Below are 16,469 nucleotides of genomic sequence, written 5' to 3' on the forward strand. Positions count from 1 at the left end.
CGATTGATAATGGGAAAATATTTTGGTACAGATGGTGTGCGTGGCGTAGCCAATCAGGAATTAACACCAGAACTAGCATTTAAAGTAGGAAGATATGGGGGCTATGTGTTAACGAAAGACACACCAAAGCCAAAGATATTAGTAGGCCGTGATCCACGGATTTCTGGTCAACTACTTGAGAACGCTTTAACAGCAGGATTAATGTCAATCGGTGCAGAGGTTATGCGCCTTGGGGTTCTTCCAACCCCAGGTGTAGCCTATTTAACAAAATCCATGGGAGCTGAAGCGGGAGTTATGATCTCTGCTTCTCATAACCCTGTTGAAGATAATGGTATTAAATTCTTTGGTCCTGATGGATTTAAATTAACAGACGAACAAGAGAATGAAATAGAAGCACTAATGGACCAAGAAACAGATGAACTTCCAAGGCCTACTGGAGCTGATGTAGGTGTTGTAAACGACTACTTCGAAGGTGGTCAAAAATATATGCAATATTTGAAGCAAACGATTGATTACGATTTTGATGGTGTACACGTTGCTTTAGATTGCGCACATGGTGCAACATCCTCTGTGGCCCCACATATTTTTGCGGATTTAGAGGCAGAGCTTTCAACAATGGGATCATCTCCAGATGGCTTGAACATTAACGATGATGTTGGTTCTACAAGCCCAGAAGCGCTACAAACCTTTGTAAAAGAAAAGGGAGCTCATATTGGATTAGCATTTGATGGTGATGGTGATCGTTTAATTGCCGTGGATGAAAAAGGTGAGATCGTTGATGGAGATCAAATTATGTTCATCTGCGCTAAGTATTTAAATGAGCAAGGCCGCCTTCGTCATCATACTGTTGTTTCAACTGTTATGAGTAATATTGGCTTCTATAAGGCTGTAGAAGCGAATGGTATGAAGAGTGATAAGACAAATGTAGGCGATCGCTATGTGTTAGAAGAAATGCGTCGTGGCAATTATAGCCTTGGTGGAGAACAGTCTGGACATATTATCTTCTTGGATTACAACACGACAGGAGATGGATTGCTCTCAGCGTTACAGCTAGTAAATGTCTTGAAAGAAACAGGGAAATCATTATCAGAATTAGCTGCTGAGATGAAGAAATATCCGCAAGTATTAAAGAACGTACGTGTGATCGATAAGAAGAAAGTAATGACTAATCCTCGTATAACTTCAGAAATTGAAGCGGTTGAAGAAGCTATGGGAGATGAAGGCCGTGTTCTTGTTCGTCCGTCTGGAACAGAGCCGCTTGTCCGTGTCATGGTTGAGGCACCGACAGAAGAAGATTGTGAGAAATATGTAGATCAAGTGGTCCAAGTCGTTCAGGCTGAACTAGGTATGAAGGAAGCATAATATAAATGCGCAGGTGGCACATTATGTGTCCCTGCGCATATTTTATATGGAACAGATTTAACAATTGTAATAAACATGTAATGCTTCAGATATTGACCTTGTCACACGAATTAGAGTAAAATGAAATTTGTTCCATGCAAATTTCACATAATATGTTTAAGGTGTATTCGTAAAGGGTAATATCATTAAGTCTGTGTGAATAAACTGCAACATGTTTGTGAAAACATAGGGACAAAGTTAAAATTTTTAGTACAACTAAAAGCGCCTGGACTATCTTCAGAACGGATAGAAGATAGTTGACGAGGAGGAGGTTCATCGAGTATCGGCGGATGCCTCCCGGTTGGAATTCACCTCAATCGTAAGCTTTTATTCTAAAACAAAGGGGTGACCCTTTGCACAAAGAATCGAAGCAAGGTGATCGAAAAATAAAATTCATGAGGAAGGGGCAGGTCAAGCCCCGAACATCGGTACGTTGATTTGCCCCTTACAGTTAGGGAGGAAACAACGATATGTGTGGAATTGTAGGATATATTGGAACACAAGATACAACAGAAATTTTATTACAAGGCTTAGAGAAGCTTGAATACCGTGGTTATGACTCAGCTGGTATTGCGGAGTTAAATGATGAAGGTGTTCATGTTACGAAAGTAAAAGGACGTATTGCTGCTCTTCGTTCAGAAGTAGAGAAGAAAGAGATCGAAGCAACAATGGGAATTGGTCATACCCGCTGGGCGACGCATGGCGCGCCAAGCTTTGAAAACGCTCACCCGCACCAAAGCGCGTCTGGCCGCTTTACTATTGTTCATAACGGTGTAATCGAAAACTACGAAGATGTTCAGCGTGAATACTTGGCAGATGTAGAGATGAATAGCGAAACGGACACGGAGATTATCGTACAGCTTGTTGAGAACCTTTATAATGAAATGGGCGATGTACAAGAGGCATTCCGTAAAGCGATTTCCTTGTTAAAAGGTTCTTATGCTGTTGGTATTATTGATGCTGAAAACCCTGACGTTATTTATGTAGCTAAGAATAAGAGCCCTCTTCTTGTTGGTTTAGGAGAAGGATTTAATGTTGTATCAAGTGACTCATTAGCAATGTTGAAGGTAACCGATCAATTTGTTGAATTAGAAGACAAAGAAATCGTACTTGTACGTCGTAATGAAGTAGAAATTCAGAAACTAGATGGTACACAAGTCAACCGCGAACCATTTACAGCTGAGCTCGACGCAAGTGATATTGAAAAGGGTACCTATCCACACTTCATGCTAAAAGAGATTGATGAACAACCATTTGTGATTCGTAAAATTATCCAAGAATATCAAAATGAAAATGATGAAATTAAATTAGACCCAGACGTTCGTCAGGCTATGATGGACTGTGACCGCGTGTACATTATTGCATGTGGAACAAGTTATCATGCTGGTTTAATCGGGAAGCAGTTCATTGAGAAACTAGCAAATGTACCAGTAGAGGTTCACGTAGCTAGTGAATTCTCTTATAACATGCCTCTTCTTTCTGACAAACCACTATTCGTATACATCTCTCAAAGTGGAGAGACTGCGGATAGTCGTGCGGTACTTGTTGAGACAAAGGCAAAAGGTCATCCGGCCCTTACGATTACGAACGTACCTGGTTCTACCCTTTCTCGTGAAGCGGATTACACGCTACACTTACATGCAGGACCTGAGATTGCTGTTGCTTCCACGAAAGCATACACCGCTCAGATGGCTGTATTAGCTATTCTTGCTGTTGACACAGCGAAAGCAAAAGGAATTGAGTTAGAATTTAACCCTATGAAAGAATTAGGGATTGCAGCGAACGCAATGGAAGCTCTTTGTGACCAAAAAGAAGAGCTTGAACAAATTGCTGCTGATTATTTATCAACAACAAGAAACTGCTTCTTTATCGGACGTAGCCAAGACTACTATGTTGGTTTAGAAGGCGCATTAAAACTAAAAGAAATATCTTACATTCAAGCGGAAGGATTCGCAGGTGGCGAATTGAAGCACGGTACGATGGCCCTCATTGAAGATGGCACTCCAGTTATGGCGCTTGCGACACAAGAGAATGTAAACTATTCAATTCGAGGTAACGTGAAAGAAGTAGCTGCACGTGGTGCAAAACCTTGTGTTATTAGTATGAAGGGGTTAGACCAAGAGAACGACGCATTTGTCATTCCGCAGGTGCACGAACTCTTAACACCTCTAGTATCAGTTGTTCCAATGCAGTTGATATCATACTACGCAGCCCTTCACCGTGACTGTGACGTGGATAAGCCGCGTAACCTTGCTAAGAGTGTAACCGTTGAATAAGTAACGATAACGCATGTGGTCTCAAATTGAGACTACATGCGTTTTTTGTATGCTTACTCAAGAATGAGGATTAATATGGAAGACTCGAAGTTGAGGGAATGTTTCCGTTTGCTTTATTTGAGTGTAAGGTGGGCCTGGAAACCACTCGCTTTCCTGTGGGGAGCTGGTGAGTCTCCTCAGCCGGCAAAGCCGAGCTCCGGGGTCTCACCTAGATTGAAAAGTGCAGGTGTGGTGCCTAGGACCGTACGGATAAGACAGCTTTTTGGAAAAGGCGACTAGCCTTTGTAAAAAAGATGACTTATCAAGCTAGGTCCTCCACGCCGGAACTAGACTGGCTCTTCTGCCCACGGGAGTCTAGCAGTTTCCAGGCCCACCTTTCCATATCAGTGTGAACGGAAACAAGCCACGTGAGGAGAAACAAGATTACTTGGGGTGATCACAGGGCCGCTAACCTAGTTAACGCAAGGGATTGCTCGGGGACTGCGAGACTCCCGCGGGGTAAGGAGCCTAGGGGAGACCCCACAGAGAGCGAAAGCGAACGAGGAGGCTTCCCAGCTCCCCGCAGGAAAGCGAGTTGTCCCCGAGCAAGCCCAAGCACTCATCAAACATAGCGGTCCCTTCCAGCTAATATACCTCAACTTCGAATCTTCCATAGAGACACAAGTTATAGTAAGAAAAAATAGAAAAAGAGCTTGAATCACCATTCAAGCTCTTTTTTAGTACCATTATTTCGTTGTGACGGAAACTTCGACAACACTAGAATCCCCTTTTTGATAAACAGGGCCTACATATTCGTTTATAGGGAAGCCTTCTTTTACTGCTGCTGTAATAAAGGCTTTCGCGGATTTAATAGCTTCGAATACTTCTTTTCCGTTTGCAAGTTCAGCGGTAATTGCTGCTGCGTAGGAACAACCTGCTCCGTGGACGTTTCCTGTATCAAACTGGTCAGTTTGGATATAGTGGAAGGCTTGTCCATCATATAGAAGGTCGGTTGCTTTTGTTTTGTCTACAAGCGTTCCGGCTTTGATTAGTACGTTCTGTGCACCTAGTTCATGAATGGTTTTCGCTGCACTTTCTAGTTCTTCTACTGTTTCAATTCGACGAAGACCTGCAAGTTTAGCAGCTTCGAAGAGGTTAGGTGTTGTTACTTTGGCACGAGGCACAAGAGTTTCACGAAGGCTTGTTAAATTCTCTGGATGAAGGACATCATCTGTTCCTTTACAAACCATAACCGGATCGATCACCACATCAGTGATCCCGTTTTGATCTACGACCTCCGCTGCATGTTCAATAATACCAGGTGAACCTAGCATACCTGTTTTTACTGCATCTATTCCTAAAGACGTCGCGGTCTTTAATTGTTCTTTCACTGTATTAAGTTCCATTGGAAATACGTTATGAGCCCAACCATTCTCCGGGTCCATAGCCACAATAGTGGTTAAAGAAGAAATGCCGTATACCCCGTGCTGGTGAAATGTTTTCAAATCAGCTTGGATTCCAGCTCCGCCGCTACTATCTGATCCTGCAATTGTAAGGACTTTTTTTCTCATCTGTTTATTCCCCTTCCACTCTAAGGTGTTTTCTTTATTTTAACGGTATTTGATGTATTTTTAAATCATTTCGTTTTTAATTGGGTACTTTCTTAACAAAAGTGGAATACCAGAATGAGAACATGGATAGCATGGAACAAGGGATGGAACGAATAACAGAGAATGCTCAAGGGTTAAAGGAAGTTTCCAAACGAATCACTGAAGTCATTGATATTGTAAGCGGAATTGCTGAGCAGACGAATTTGCTTGCTTTGAAGGCATCGATTGAATCAGCACGTGCAGGGGAATATGGAAAAGGGTTTGCGGTAGTAGCGGAGGAAATTCGTAAACTTTCAGAACAGACGAAACAATCAACATCAACCGTAGCAGATCTTATTAAAGACGTGAATCAGCAAAGTTCTCATGTTACAGAATCGATTGAATCGATTCGATCTTATGTAGAATTAGGAAAAGGGAGTATGAAAGAAACGACAGACTCCTTCGTAACCATTCTTACGTATATGAGAGAGACTGTGCAACATAATGAACGCATTGATCAGGAAATGAAACAATTGCTCGAAAACATCAAAGAAATGGATCAAGCTTCTGCAACGGTAGCGGCATCAGCAGATCGATTAACTCATATGACAGAGCAAATGTAAGGAAAAGACTTGTCCCGCGGAATAGGGGGACAAGTCTTTTTTTATACTTCTACTTTGTCAGTGTTTCGTTTGACCATATCGCTCCAGTCGATGGTATAGAGGTTTAAGAGGCTTTCAAGTTTCTGAACCAATCCAAGTGTGAGGAATCCGTTTCCTTGAGCTTGGGGTGAACTTCCGATCGGAGCGGTCCGTTTGATTAGTTGAGCATAAACTTCTGCCTCTGAAAGCTTTCTATTTAATTGCTTTTCAGCGAGGTGAATGAGCAGCGCCAAAGCACCTGATACGTGCGGAGTAGCCATAGAAGTACCTGATAAGCGAGCATAACGTCCTTCTGTATAAGTGGAAAGGATGCTAACGCCAGGGGCTACAAGATCTATTTCATCATTTGTATTGGTAAAGTCAGCAATATTTCGATTGAAATCTGAGGCACCTACTTGGATGACTTCGTTATAAGCTCCAGGATAGGCATATTCATTTGTATCCTCCCGGCCATCACCTTCATTTCCTGCCGCACAAACGACAGAAATCCCTGCTTCGACAGCTGTTTTTATGGCTTCATGTAGCTCTGGTACATCACTAGGTCCTCCAAGAGACATGGACATGACTCGGACACGTTCACCATCTGGACCTTCCCAGTTTGTAGCATAGTTAATGGCATCAATAATCCAGTCATAATTCCCACGTCCAGATCCGGTCAAAACCTTTAGAACAAGGAGTTGGCTTGCGGGAGCGACACCTACAACCCCAGTAGTCGTTTCTGCGGCTGCGATTGTGCCTGCTACGTGGGTCCCGTGGCCATTATTATCAGCGTAGTTGGTTTCGTCTCCTTCGTAATCTGTTGTGAAGTTACGCCCACCGATAATTTGCCCTTGTAGATTAGGATGATCAAGCTGACACCCTGTATCTATAACGGCGACAACGCTACCTTTTCCTTTTGATGTTTGCTCCCAGATTGCAGGTGCTTCAATCATGCGCACACCTTCTGGGATCATTGAGGTACTTTCGAATACATCTTCCGTTTGGTAAGGAATCAGATACATGTTCTCCATGGTAACCCCTCCTCAATATGATTACTTGAATCGTACACGAAAGAGGGGAGGAAATAAATTATAATATTCTAATTTTTGAAAAAATAACCAATTTGGCCTAGGTAAGATGGGACTATGGAAAGGGGAAATTTTGTAGAAATATGGGGGCGATCTATCAGCAAAAGAAAAAGGTTTGCTACCTATGGAAGCAAACCTTTAACGTCTGGACTTTCGATATCCTGCTTCTTCTGCTTCTGAAGGGGTGTTAAACACTTCGATCGCCTTTACGCGGTTGTAATATTGACCACCAGGCATGTGATAGATTTTTTCCCCTTTGGCATTTTGGTTACCTTTAATGGGTTGCGGGTTAAGGGAGCGTTCAATATCGCTCATCTCAACTATTGATCTCATCTCATCTCTTATGCTTTCTCTCGTCTCTTCAAACGTGTCTCTTTGATCTGAACTTGTCTCTACTAACTCATCTGTCTCTACTAAGCTCTTAAACTCTTCTTGCTCTGCAAACTCAACTAACTCTGTCTCTTTGTGACTTGGCTCTGTTTGAATCGTAGGGGCTTCTACAGTGTGAGGTGTGGAACGAATGCGCCCTTTGCGCTGAGACGGAGTGAACAAAAGCAGAGCAATCATCATTCCGCTTGCAATTACGGTTAAATAAGCTAGAACAACACCGAATTTTCTCATCATCCTCTCCTCCTTACACCTATTGTAGCCCCTCGACTCCCCATCGTCCAACCCACAACCCGCCAGCCCCCCAAATTCTTTAACCCATTACAGCAAAACACGGTGCCTGGCACCGTTTAGTGCTTCACTGCAATAGAGGGTGTCTGGCACGCTTCTTACCTCTAAAGTGGTAAAGGCTAGAGTGGTTACCTCAATGCTTAAACGCTTTTAAGCGTTAAAGTTGCGAGGTACAAAAAAACCTGCTAGCTTATATGCCAGCAGGGACGAACGGATTCATTCGCGGTACCACCCTGATTATAATCTCTATTCGAAAGAGATTATCTCTTCATCGTTGATAACGGAACAGACCCGTTGATGCGGTGCACATCACATCAAAGCTAAGGAAACGTAATTCGTAACGTCTTTATGTACTGGTTCGCAGCGACCACCAGTTCTCTGAAACAGGGAAAGAGTTACTACTTCAAATCCATCAACACTTTTATACTTTATTCGTACGATTACTTGCTTTATATCTTAAACGCTTAAAAGCACTAAAGTCAACTGTTTTTTTCTTGTTTTATATGTTCTTTATCGTGATAAAGGGTGTCTGGCACGCTTTATCATGGTAAAGGAATCTAGTGGTTTAATAGCTGCTTTAGGTTTTCGAAATCTTGATAAATGGTGTCTTTCAGTGAGCCATTATAGAGAACAGCTGCTGGATGGTACATGGGAAAGATTGTGTAGGTCTCTTCTGTGAGTTCATAGGATTCCTCTTCTTCACCTGTCCATTTATAAATCGGTTGGTTTAAAACTTTTCCATGTACGTCAGAGATTTTAAAGTCTTTTCCGATTAAGCGTCTTAACGCAATATTACCGAGTGTGACAAGAATTTTTGGTTTCATCTCATCGATTTGATAATCGAGAAGGGGAGCATGAGCGAGTATTTCCTTTTGGTTTGGGGTTCTATTGGGCGTTTTGGTTGTTGGATTCCCTTTTCGGTCTGTGGTTTCTACAACCTTGTAAGGGCGACTCCTCACTACACTTGTGATATACAATTCTTCTCGGTCTACTCCGATATGTTCAAAAAACTCAGTGAGTTTCTCTCCAGCCTGTCCAATAAAGGGAACGCCTTCTTTAACCTCATTTCTTCCAGGTGCTTCTCCAATCACCATAATATCTGGATACTTGGGGCCTTTACCAGGAACGAATCCCTCTGTTTGATAAGGCTCAATGCGCTTGTTACCGAGTTTACGTAAATGTTCTGGGAACATTGTATCGCCTCCTAGAGTCATTTATATATCTTTACATTTCCCTGCTTTTATTCATTTGAAAAATCCTCTATACTTTTAGTAATTTCATACTTATAAACTATCGAGGTGATTGGATGAAAAGGATTGCTGTGTTTTGCGGATCAAGTGAAGGCGCTTCTGTTGCATATAAAGAAGATGCCGTTCGTTTAGGGAGTCTTCTTGCCCAACAAGATATTACCCTTGTTTATGGAGGTTCAAGCGTCGGTCTGATGGGTGCTGTTGCGGATACAGTGCTTGCTGAAGGAGGCGAAGCAATTGGGGTGATTCCAAAGAAACTAGTTGAGCGAGAAATTGCCCATGCCAGCCTGACGGAACTGTACGTTGTGGATTCCATGCACGAAAGGAAAGCAAAAATGGCGGAGTTATCCGATGCATTTATCACCTTACCGGGTGGAGCAGGTACGCTTGAAGAGTTTTTTGAAGTGTACACCTGGGCTCAAATTGGAATCCATCAGAAACCATTTGGAATTCTGAACACGAACCAATACTATACACCTTTAATCTCTCTGTTTGATCATATGGTCGAACAGAAATTCTTAAAGAAAGACAACCGTGACATGGTAATGGTCGAAGAAAGTCCCGAATCCCTTCTTACAAACTTCCGATCCTTTATCTCTGCACAGAACTAAACGGTGCCAGACACCCTTTACTATGATAAAGGGTGTCTGGCACTTTTTTTGGCTTGCATAGAGATGATGGTTTATGAAATTAGCGAAGAGTCATGCTTTGATGGTGTAGAGTCAATCAAGTAAGATGAAAGACAGATGGGAAAGGAGTTCTAATCGTGAAGTCAATTGTAAAAATGATCGGTCTTGTTCTATTTAGTTTGTTTTTTATCGTTGCGGGTGTTGTGCACTTTACTCAAGTTGAAGGGTTCGCCAGTATGATTCCGGATATCATTCCTTTTCGAAATATGATTGTTTATGCTACAGGCATAATTGAATGGGTTTTGGCCATTTTATTACTTATCCCTTCGACTCGTAGACAAGCTGGGATTTGGACAGCTATTTACCTTGTACTCATCTTCCCGGCAAATATTTATGCTGCCATTGCCGGTATTCCAGCTCCTGGTTCAGATGAAGTAAATAAAACGCTTCTTTGGGTTCGTCTTTTGTTCCAACCATTACTAATTTGGTGGGTACTTGCTGTATCAAAGCCTAATCAACAGCGTACAAATAATTGAAAATGAATACTAAAAGCCAGTCGCCTACTGTTTATGGGCGACTGGCTTTTTTTGTTGCATTCATGAAATGCGCAGATCTCGGGATACTAGGAGTAGCTTAAGTATTTGTAAGGCAGGAGGTATAGGGTATGGCATCCCAATCATGGATTGATTTAATTAAAAAAGGCAATAAATCTTCAGCTTATGCTGCTTCAGGCAACTTAGTCATCGCAATTGCGAAGGCAATAGGGGCTACAGTGAGTGGCAGTGGGGCTATGCTTGCGTCCACGTTGCATTCATTTGCAGATTCCGTGAATCAGGGGTTTGTATTTGCCGGAAGTGTGTTAGCTGAGAAGGAACCGACGTCTCGTTTTCCAACGGGGTTTGGCAGGGTTATTAATATTTTCGTAATGATTGCTGTAATCATTGTTACGATATTAGGCTATGAATCGGTAAAAGAAGGGTGGCACTTAATTCAGCACCCGAAAGAATCAGGAAGTTTCTGGTTGAACGCAGGGATCCTTCTTTTGAACATTGCAATTGATGGGTGGATCCTGGTTAAAGCGATGAAGGAAATCAACAAAGAGGCGAAAGAAGAAGCTTCTGGGTGGAAGATCCCATCACAAGCGATTCAGAATCTCCCACAAGCTTCACCGCCTACCAGGCTTGTTTTTTTTGAAGACATTGTTGCTGTAACAGGTGCCTTATTAGCTCTCATTGCAGTAACGATTACGACGTTTACAAACTTTGCGATTCTAGATGGTGTAGTGACCCTTTTAATCGGACTATTGATGTTTGCTGTAGCGTTTCGGGTTGGGTACGAGAACATGATCGGCTTAATAGGCGTGGCGGCCCCTCGTGAGGTAGAGCGTGATGTGGCGGAGTCCATTTTAGAGCATGGGCAAGTCGTTGATATAAGAAGGATGCGCATCGTGAAGGAAGGGCGCACCTACCATGTTGAGGCAATGCTAGAGTTAGAAAAGGGTTTATCATTAGCGGAGGCAGATGATATTAAGTTTAAAGTATGGGATCGTTTATTAAAAAATGATGACATATCAGATGCCTCCTTAGGCATTATTGAAAGCAATGAGGAAAAAGACTGGGATCCCAAGAAGAACGAACGAAATAGCTCCTGGTCGCACCCGCAAGACACTGAAGAGGAATGATTACTTCACTTTACCTCTCTACAAGAAAATAGCGTGCCAGGCACCCTCTAGTGCTTTAGAGAAATGAAGGGTGTCTGGCACGCTTCTGTGCATTAGTGTCATAAAGGGAATGAGCAGGGGAAAAGCTGCCCGTTATTGATTTTGGGCAGCTTTTTGTTGGTTTTTATAAGGGTCGGCTGTTTGTTGATCAGCTTCAATGATCTGTTCACGAATTTCTTCGTATTTTTCTTCATGACCAGTGGTTTCACTTAAGTCTTTAAGGGTTTCTATAAGGTAATGCTGGTCTAGTTCATAAATGTGAAGAGACTGAAAACCGTAAACGGTGTTACGTGCAAATTCCCACAAAGTTTTGTGGTGAGCAGAATCAATTGATTTAGCTAATAAATCCAGCACACGTAGAATCTCCGTGATAATTTGAATGTTCCCTTCTGCATAGTGGCGAATGTAACCATATCCTTTATATAAATAAAACTCAAAGCTCTCACCTGGTATAATTAACCTCAGTTGTTTTTCGTTGTCGACGAGGTAAGGAGGGATGTTCATCATTTTTGAAATAGTTAGAAGTAACTCCCCTAATTGATGGATCACATTGCTTACTGTCTTTGGATCATTATTGCCAAGAGATTTAATGGCAATTTCCGATAACTTGTTAAGCCCGTGCTCCACATCCTGAATTTCAGTTTGTTTTTGTCCGACTTCCAACATGCTTAAGTATAAATGATGATCTATATCTTTAGGTTCCCCATTTCCACTCCAGTAAGATAGGATTGGATTTCCCTCTAATAAGAATGTCCCAACACTTGCTTCTAACTGAACGACAATACCATCTTTCTGTGCCTGATCAATAATTTGATCGAAGTTAATCAGCTGAATGTACCCAGACTGCTTTGTGAGGATCTTCTCTGGATGGTCAGGTTTTTTCTTAGCCTCTTGTTCATGATACAGCGTATCAGTACTTCGGTAAGGAGACATCTCGTTTGTAATCGACTGATTGAGAATTTGTTTAGAAATCGATTGCATATTGTAAGAAATGTTATGAACTTGCATCCAAGTTGTAGCGTGATTAATAAAATAAATAAAGGTGACTGCTGCAAATAATGCAACTAGGGTCGTCACTAAAGGAATAGCCACGAATGTTTGGTCTTCGTAATTCGTAATAAAAATAAAGAGCGTCAATACATAAACAAAACAAGCGTTAAAGATTCCAAGGACATGCTGTGTGCGATTATCTGAGACGAAGTTAAGTAACATCCTTGGTGAGAATTGCCCGCTAAATGTTGTAAGGACGACAAGGACGGAGTTTAACGTGTAGGCAGTGAGGGTTAACATGCCTCCTATTAACGTTGTAATCAGCATTCTTGAAACTGAAGCATTCGATTGCAGGAATTTAGGAACCCAATTTCCTAATTGAACGTTTAAATCGATTAATAAAATGATTGCTGCAAAGAAAAATGAGACTAATATGTAAATAGCAGGGGTGAACCATAAAGTAAGTTGCAGCTCATGTTTCCTTAACCTTTGTGACATTTCTAAGTATTTTCGAATTCCTGGTGGGATGATTTTCATGAGTCGATCGGGCCTCCTTCTAAGTATCCTCTTTCCCCTAGTTGTCCCTCCATAAAACCATTTCGATAACAATTAATACTTTTTTAGACTAAAGCTATTCCTTATAATGAAATAAACGTTTTAGAGGGGGATGTCTTACATGGAGTGGAAGCTAAAATCGTATGAAGAGTTAAGCAAAAGGGAGCTGCACGATATATTCAAGGAGCGGGTTCAGGTGTTTGTAGTAGAACAAAACTGTCCCTATCCTGAGGTAGATGGAGATGATGATCAAGCCGAGCACCTCTGGCTTGAAGACGATGGAGAAATAGTAGCCTATTGTCGATTATTTCCTTCTGGCATTAAATATAAAGAAGCGTCGATTGGGAGAATCTTCGTGAAAAAATCAAGAAGAGGCGAAGGTCATGCTCAACTGTTGCTAGACAAAGCGCTACATACCATTCTTCAAGCGTGGGGAGAACCGGCCATCAAAATTCAAGCCCAACACTATTTAAATGACTTCTACACATCACTTGGCTTCACCAATATTAGTCAAGTCTACCTTGAAGACGGCATCCCTCATGTAGACATGCTCTTAAACACTGCACAGCACTAAAGGGTGCCAGACACGCGTCACTTCGCTATTGCATCACCGCACCAAAGGGTGTCTGGCACCCTTTAATTAGATGAAGCATGAGTAATTTTAGGGTTTCGGTGCATTCTAAGGGGTGGAAGGGGCGATGAATGTGGCAGTGAAGAAGAGTAATGAAAAGAGTATTACTTTGCTGTGGAAGGTAATCTTTCTCATAATGGCTTTAATTATTCTAACGGCCATTTTTATCTTCATGGCTTATGCAAACTTTAATGATGAAGAAACAAGCTATAAATTCATTTCCAGCTCAACAATATATGCTAATTGTTTACTTTCAAATGCATGCTGATCCATCAGGCATGCATTTTTTATGGTGAAAAATGATACATATGAACGCGCAGCGGGTAAGGTTATACGAGGAGCCTATTAAAAGTATGAATGAAATGTGGGTGAAGGTATGCGTAAGATTTGGAGGAGAATACGCTTTTTGTTTAATGTTCGTAAATCTGTTCCGTTCTTGTGGGAGTTTTTTACGACCCGGCAAGTCCCCATTCAGAAAAAAATTCTGTCTGTGGGCTTTTTAATCTTATATATTGTTATTCCTTTTGATATTATCCCTGACTTCCTTGTGTTTTTCGGGGTGCTTGATGATGTGACGATTTTCACTTTTGTTCTGCAACAAATCGTAAAGATGGCCCCACCATCTCTACAGGATAAGTACGCCCTAGATGGTCAAGCAAGAACGTAAAGATCTCGGAGTTCCATCTATCCGAGATCTTTTTTTAATCATCTCCTTTAACACATCCAATGAAAGAGGAATTAAGCAGGTGCGTTTCGAATGTATAAGGAAAAGGAAAACCTTTTACATATTCTGATCATGAACTAAAGGGGGCGCTACTATGCGCATATTAATTTTAGGTGGCACGGTTTTTGTTGGGCGTCATTTAACAGAAGCGGCATTAGAAAACGGTCATGAGGTGACCTTGTTTAATCGTGGTCGTACGAACCAGGCTTTATTTCCGGATGTTGAAAAATTAATAGGGGACCGCTCTGATGATTTAGAGGCATTAAAGGGTCGAGAATGGGACGCGGTTATAGACGCCTCAGGTTATACACCTAGTCAGGCAACAGCTACAGCTGAATTATTAAAGGACTCCGTAAAGCGATATATCTTTATTTCTTCTATCTCAGCATACCGCGATTTTCACGAGAAATACGTAGACGAAACCTATCCTGTTGGAAAACTAGAGGACGAAACAACAGAAGAAGTAAATGCCGAAACCTATGGCCCGTTGAAGGCCTTAGCCGAGAAGAAGCTTGAAGAAGTTATGCCGGGCAAGGTCCTTAACATACGACCTGGCATCATCGTAGGTCCTCATGACCCAACTGATCGTTTCACCTATTGGGTCATGCGTTTTGGACGCGGAGGGGAAGTACTCGTTCCGGGGAAACAAAATCGTCCTATACAGTGGATTGATGCCCGTGACCTTTCAAAATGGATCATCCAAATGGCTGAACAGGAGGAAACCGGCACATACAATGCGGTCGGATATGATGAAGAACTAACAATGAAGAAGTTCGTCGACGCACTCATTAAACAAAATCCAAATGCGGAAGATCAGTGGATTAGTGATCAGTGCTTGTTAGATAACGACGCAAAACCATCCTCTGACCTCCCACTTTGGATTCCTGTCTCAGAAGATCATCCCCACGGCTTTATTCTTGCTTCGAACAAGAAAGCGAGAGAGAAAGGACTAACATTCCGAAAGTTAGAAGAAACAATCGAAGATACGAGGAAATGGTTTGAGTCCAGAGAAGATACAGATATGCGTGTTGGCATTGAACCAGATAAAGAAGCGACGATTGTAAGGCGCTGTAAGTAAGGTAAGGCAAAACCCATACTTCTATAAAGAAGTATGGGTTTTTTATGAGTTTTAATAGAAATTCACATATTTGTGTAATAAGATTCAATGATATCCGTCTAAACAGTAAGAGTATAAAGGGAAGTAGGTGGACGAGCGTGTTGTCATAGAAGAACAAATTGCAAGATTACTACCTGTAAAATGAAAATGAAAAGCAACCTGGGTATCCCGGGTTGTTTTTTTATATAGCTCTAACCCCTAAACGTTGACGATCTTTCATAAAACCATATAAAATGAATTCGACAATAAAATTTGCGTATGCGCAAATTTCGACAGGATATAGTAATAAAAAGAGGTGAAACAGACATGATTACAGCATTTGAAGCAATATATGAAGGATTTAAATCAATGGCTCCTGTTATGCAAGCTCTCATTGCTACCTTATTCACGTGGGGGATGACAGCAGCCGGCGCGGCTCTTGTTTTCTTCTCAAAAGGCACAAACCAGAAATTTATGGATAGTATGCTTGCCTTCGCCGGGGGCGTTATGATTGCAGCCAGCTATTGGTCTTTACTTGCTCCAGCAATAGAGATGGCATCAGACCAGGCAGTTCCCCAGTGGTTCCCTGCGGTTGTTGGTTTCCTGCTAGGTGGGTTCTTCTTACTATTAGTAGATAAATTGTTGCCAATGTTTAAGAATAACCCATACTTGCATGATATTGATACCAATGATACGAAACGACGGACGACCTTACTAGTCTTTTCGATGACGCTACACAATATTCCGGAAGGGTTAGCGGTCGGTGTGGCTTTTGGTGCGTTAGCTTCTTCCTTCTCAGAAGCTGCACTAGCTGGAGCTATTGCGCTTGGTATTGGGATTGGAATTCAGAACTTCCCAGAGGGCGTTGCTGTATCAATGCCGCTACGCCGGGAAGGGATGTCACGTAAGAAGAGCTTTTTCTTTGGGCAATTCTCTGGTATGGTTGAACCAATAAGCGCTTTAATTGGTGCAACAGCGGTTATTTACATCGAACCTCTTCTTCCCTACGCATTAAGCTTTGCGGCCGGTGCGATGATTTTTGTTGTGGCAAAAGAGATTATTCCAGGCTCGCAGGAAAAAGGGAATACTGAGCTCGCTTCGATTAGTCTTCTGATTGGCTTTGCCGTTATGATGACTTTAGATGTTGCATTAGGATAAATTCACCCCCCTGATCAAATGTAGATGCAGGGGGATTTTTTTAGGCTTCTAGTACAACAATATA

Annotated in this window: 15 protein-coding genes and 1 other annotated feature; of the genes, 10 read left to right on the forward strand and 5 right to left on the reverse strand. The window is 41.9% G+C overall.

Going from position 1 to position 16,469, the window contains the following annotated elements; all coding sequences use genetic code 11:
* Window positions 1–9: 9 nt before the first annotated feature.
* Window positions 10–1,362 (forward strand): phosphoglucosamine mutase, encoded by a 1,353-nt coding sequence (glmM, locus tag ACYX4O_RS01050; RefSeq protein WP_476353831.1) that lies wholly within the window; start codon window positions 10–12, stop codon window positions 1,360–1,362.
* A 509-nt stretch (window positions 1,363–1,871) separates the two neighbouring features.
* A complete protein-coding gene (gene glmS / locus ACYX4O_RS01055) occupies window positions 1,872–3,677 on the forward strand; it encodes a glutamine--fructose-6-phosphate transaminase (isomerizing) (RefSeq protein WP_476353833.1) in 1,806 nt (601 codons plus the stop codon).
* A 725-nt stretch (window positions 3,678–4,402) separates the two neighbouring features.
* Here the strand turns inward: glmS and thiD are convergent.
* Entirely contained in the window at window positions 4,403–5,227 is an 825-nt protein-coding gene (gene thiD, locus ACYX4O_RS01060; protein WP_476353835.1) for a bifunctional hydroxymethylpyrimidine kinase/phosphomethylpyrimidine kinase, read from the reverse strand.
* Between the two features lie 122 nt (window positions 5,228–5,349).
* Between thiD and ACYX4O_RS01065 the strand changes: the two genes are divergently transcribed.
* Window positions 5,350–5,868, forward strand: a complete 519-nt coding sequence (locus tag ACYX4O_RS01065; RefSeq protein ID WP_476353837.1) for a methyl-accepting chemotaxis protein — start codon at window positions 5,350–5,352, stop codon at window positions 5,866–5,868.
* A 41-nt stretch (window positions 5,869–5,909) separates the two neighbouring features.
* On the opposite strand, the gene ACYX4O_RS01070 is transcribed toward ACYX4O_RS01065, so the two are convergent.
* From ACYX4O_RS01070 to ACYX4O_RS01080, 3 genes are all read right to left on the reverse strand, one after another.
* The gene (locus ACYX4O_RS01070; protein ID WP_476353839.1) at window positions 5,910–6,917 is read right to left on the reverse strand and encodes a S8 family peptidase; all 1,008 of its coding nucleotides are present in this window, start codon (window positions 6,915–6,917) and stop codon (window positions 5,910–5,912) included.
* 195 nt (window positions 6,918–7,112) lie between these two features.
* Window positions 7,113–7,595 (reverse strand): sunset domain-containing protein, encoded by a 483-nt coding sequence (locus ACYX4O_RS01075; RefSeq protein ID WP_476353841.1) that lies wholly within the window; start codon window positions 7,593–7,595, stop codon window positions 7,113–7,115.
* 256 nt (window positions 7,596–7,851) lie between these two features.
* Window positions 7,852–8,077, reverse strand: a binding site (T-box leader).
* Window positions 8,078–8,209: 132 nt separating this feature from the next.
* Window positions 8,210–8,845 carry a uracil-DNA glycosylase gene (locus ACYX4O_RS01080; protein ID WP_476353843.1) on the reverse strand — a complete coding sequence of 212 codons (636 nt, stop codon included), beginning with the start codon at window positions 8,843–8,845 and terminating at the stop codon, window positions 8,210–8,212.
* Window positions 8,846–8,958: 113 nt separating this feature from the next.
* Between ACYX4O_RS01080 and ACYX4O_RS01085 the strand changes: the two genes are divergently transcribed.
* The 3 genes from ACYX4O_RS01085 (at window position 8,959) to ACYX4O_RS01095 (ending at window position 11,212) form a co-directional block, all read left to right on the forward strand.
* Window positions 8,959–9,513, forward strand: coding sequence for an LOG family protein (locus ACYX4O_RS01085; protein ID WP_476353845.1), 555 nt, complete (start codon window positions 8,959–8,961; stop codon window positions 9,511–9,513).
* A 155-nt stretch (window positions 9,514–9,668) separates the two neighbouring features.
* Window positions 9,669–10,067 carry a DoxX family protein gene (locus ACYX4O_RS01090; protein ID WP_476353847.1) on the forward strand — a complete coding sequence of 133 codons (399 nt, stop codon included), beginning with the start codon at window positions 9,669–9,671 and terminating at the stop codon, window positions 10,065–10,067.
* Between the two features lie 128 nt (window positions 10,068–10,195).
* Window positions 10,196–11,212, forward strand: coding sequence for a cation diffusion facilitator family transporter (locus tag ACYX4O_RS01095; RefSeq protein WP_476353848.1), 1,017 nt, complete (start codon window positions 10,196–10,198; stop codon window positions 11,210–11,212).
* 132 nt (window positions 11,213–11,344) lie between these two features.
* On the opposite strand, the gene ACYX4O_RS01100 is transcribed toward ACYX4O_RS01095, so the two are convergent.
* Window positions 11,345–12,778 carry a DUF2254 domain-containing protein gene (locus tag ACYX4O_RS01100; RefSeq protein ID WP_476353850.1) on the reverse strand — a complete coding sequence of 478 codons (1,434 nt, stop codon included), beginning with the start codon at window positions 12,776–12,778 and terminating at the stop codon, window positions 11,345–11,347.
* A gap of 139 nt (window positions 12,779–12,917) precedes the next feature.
* On the opposite strand from ACYX4O_RS01100, the gene ACYX4O_RS01105 reads away from it, so the two are divergent.
* From ACYX4O_RS01105 to ACYX4O_RS01120, 4 genes are all read left to right on the forward strand, one after another.
* A complete protein-coding gene (locus tag ACYX4O_RS01105; RefSeq protein ID WP_476353852.1) occupies window positions 12,918–13,370 on the forward strand; it encodes a GNAT family N-acetyltransferase in 453 nt (150 codons plus the stop codon).
* Between the two features lie 433 nt (window positions 13,371–13,803).
* The gene (locus ACYX4O_RS01110) at window positions 13,804–14,094 is read left to right on the forward strand and encodes a YkvA family protein (protein WP_476353854.1); all 291 of its coding nucleotides are present in this window, start codon (window positions 13,804–13,806) and stop codon (window positions 14,092–14,094) included.
* Window positions 14,095–14,245: 151 nt separating this feature from the next.
* A complete protein-coding gene (locus ACYX4O_RS01115; protein ID WP_476353856.1) occupies window positions 14,246–15,229 on the forward strand; it encodes an NAD-dependent epimerase/dehydratase family protein in 984 nt (327 codons plus the stop codon).
* A gap of 366 nt (window positions 15,230–15,595) precedes the next feature.
* On the forward strand, window positions 15,596–16,405 hold the full coding sequence (locus ACYX4O_RS01120) for a ZIP family metal transporter (RefSeq protein WP_476356965.1): 810 nt from the start codon (window positions 15,596–15,598) through the stop codon (window positions 16,403–16,405).
* The last annotated feature ends 64 nt before the right edge of the window (window positions 16,406–16,469 follow it).

It is taken from the genome of Pontibacillus sp. ABV4_188, assembly GCF_056311905.1.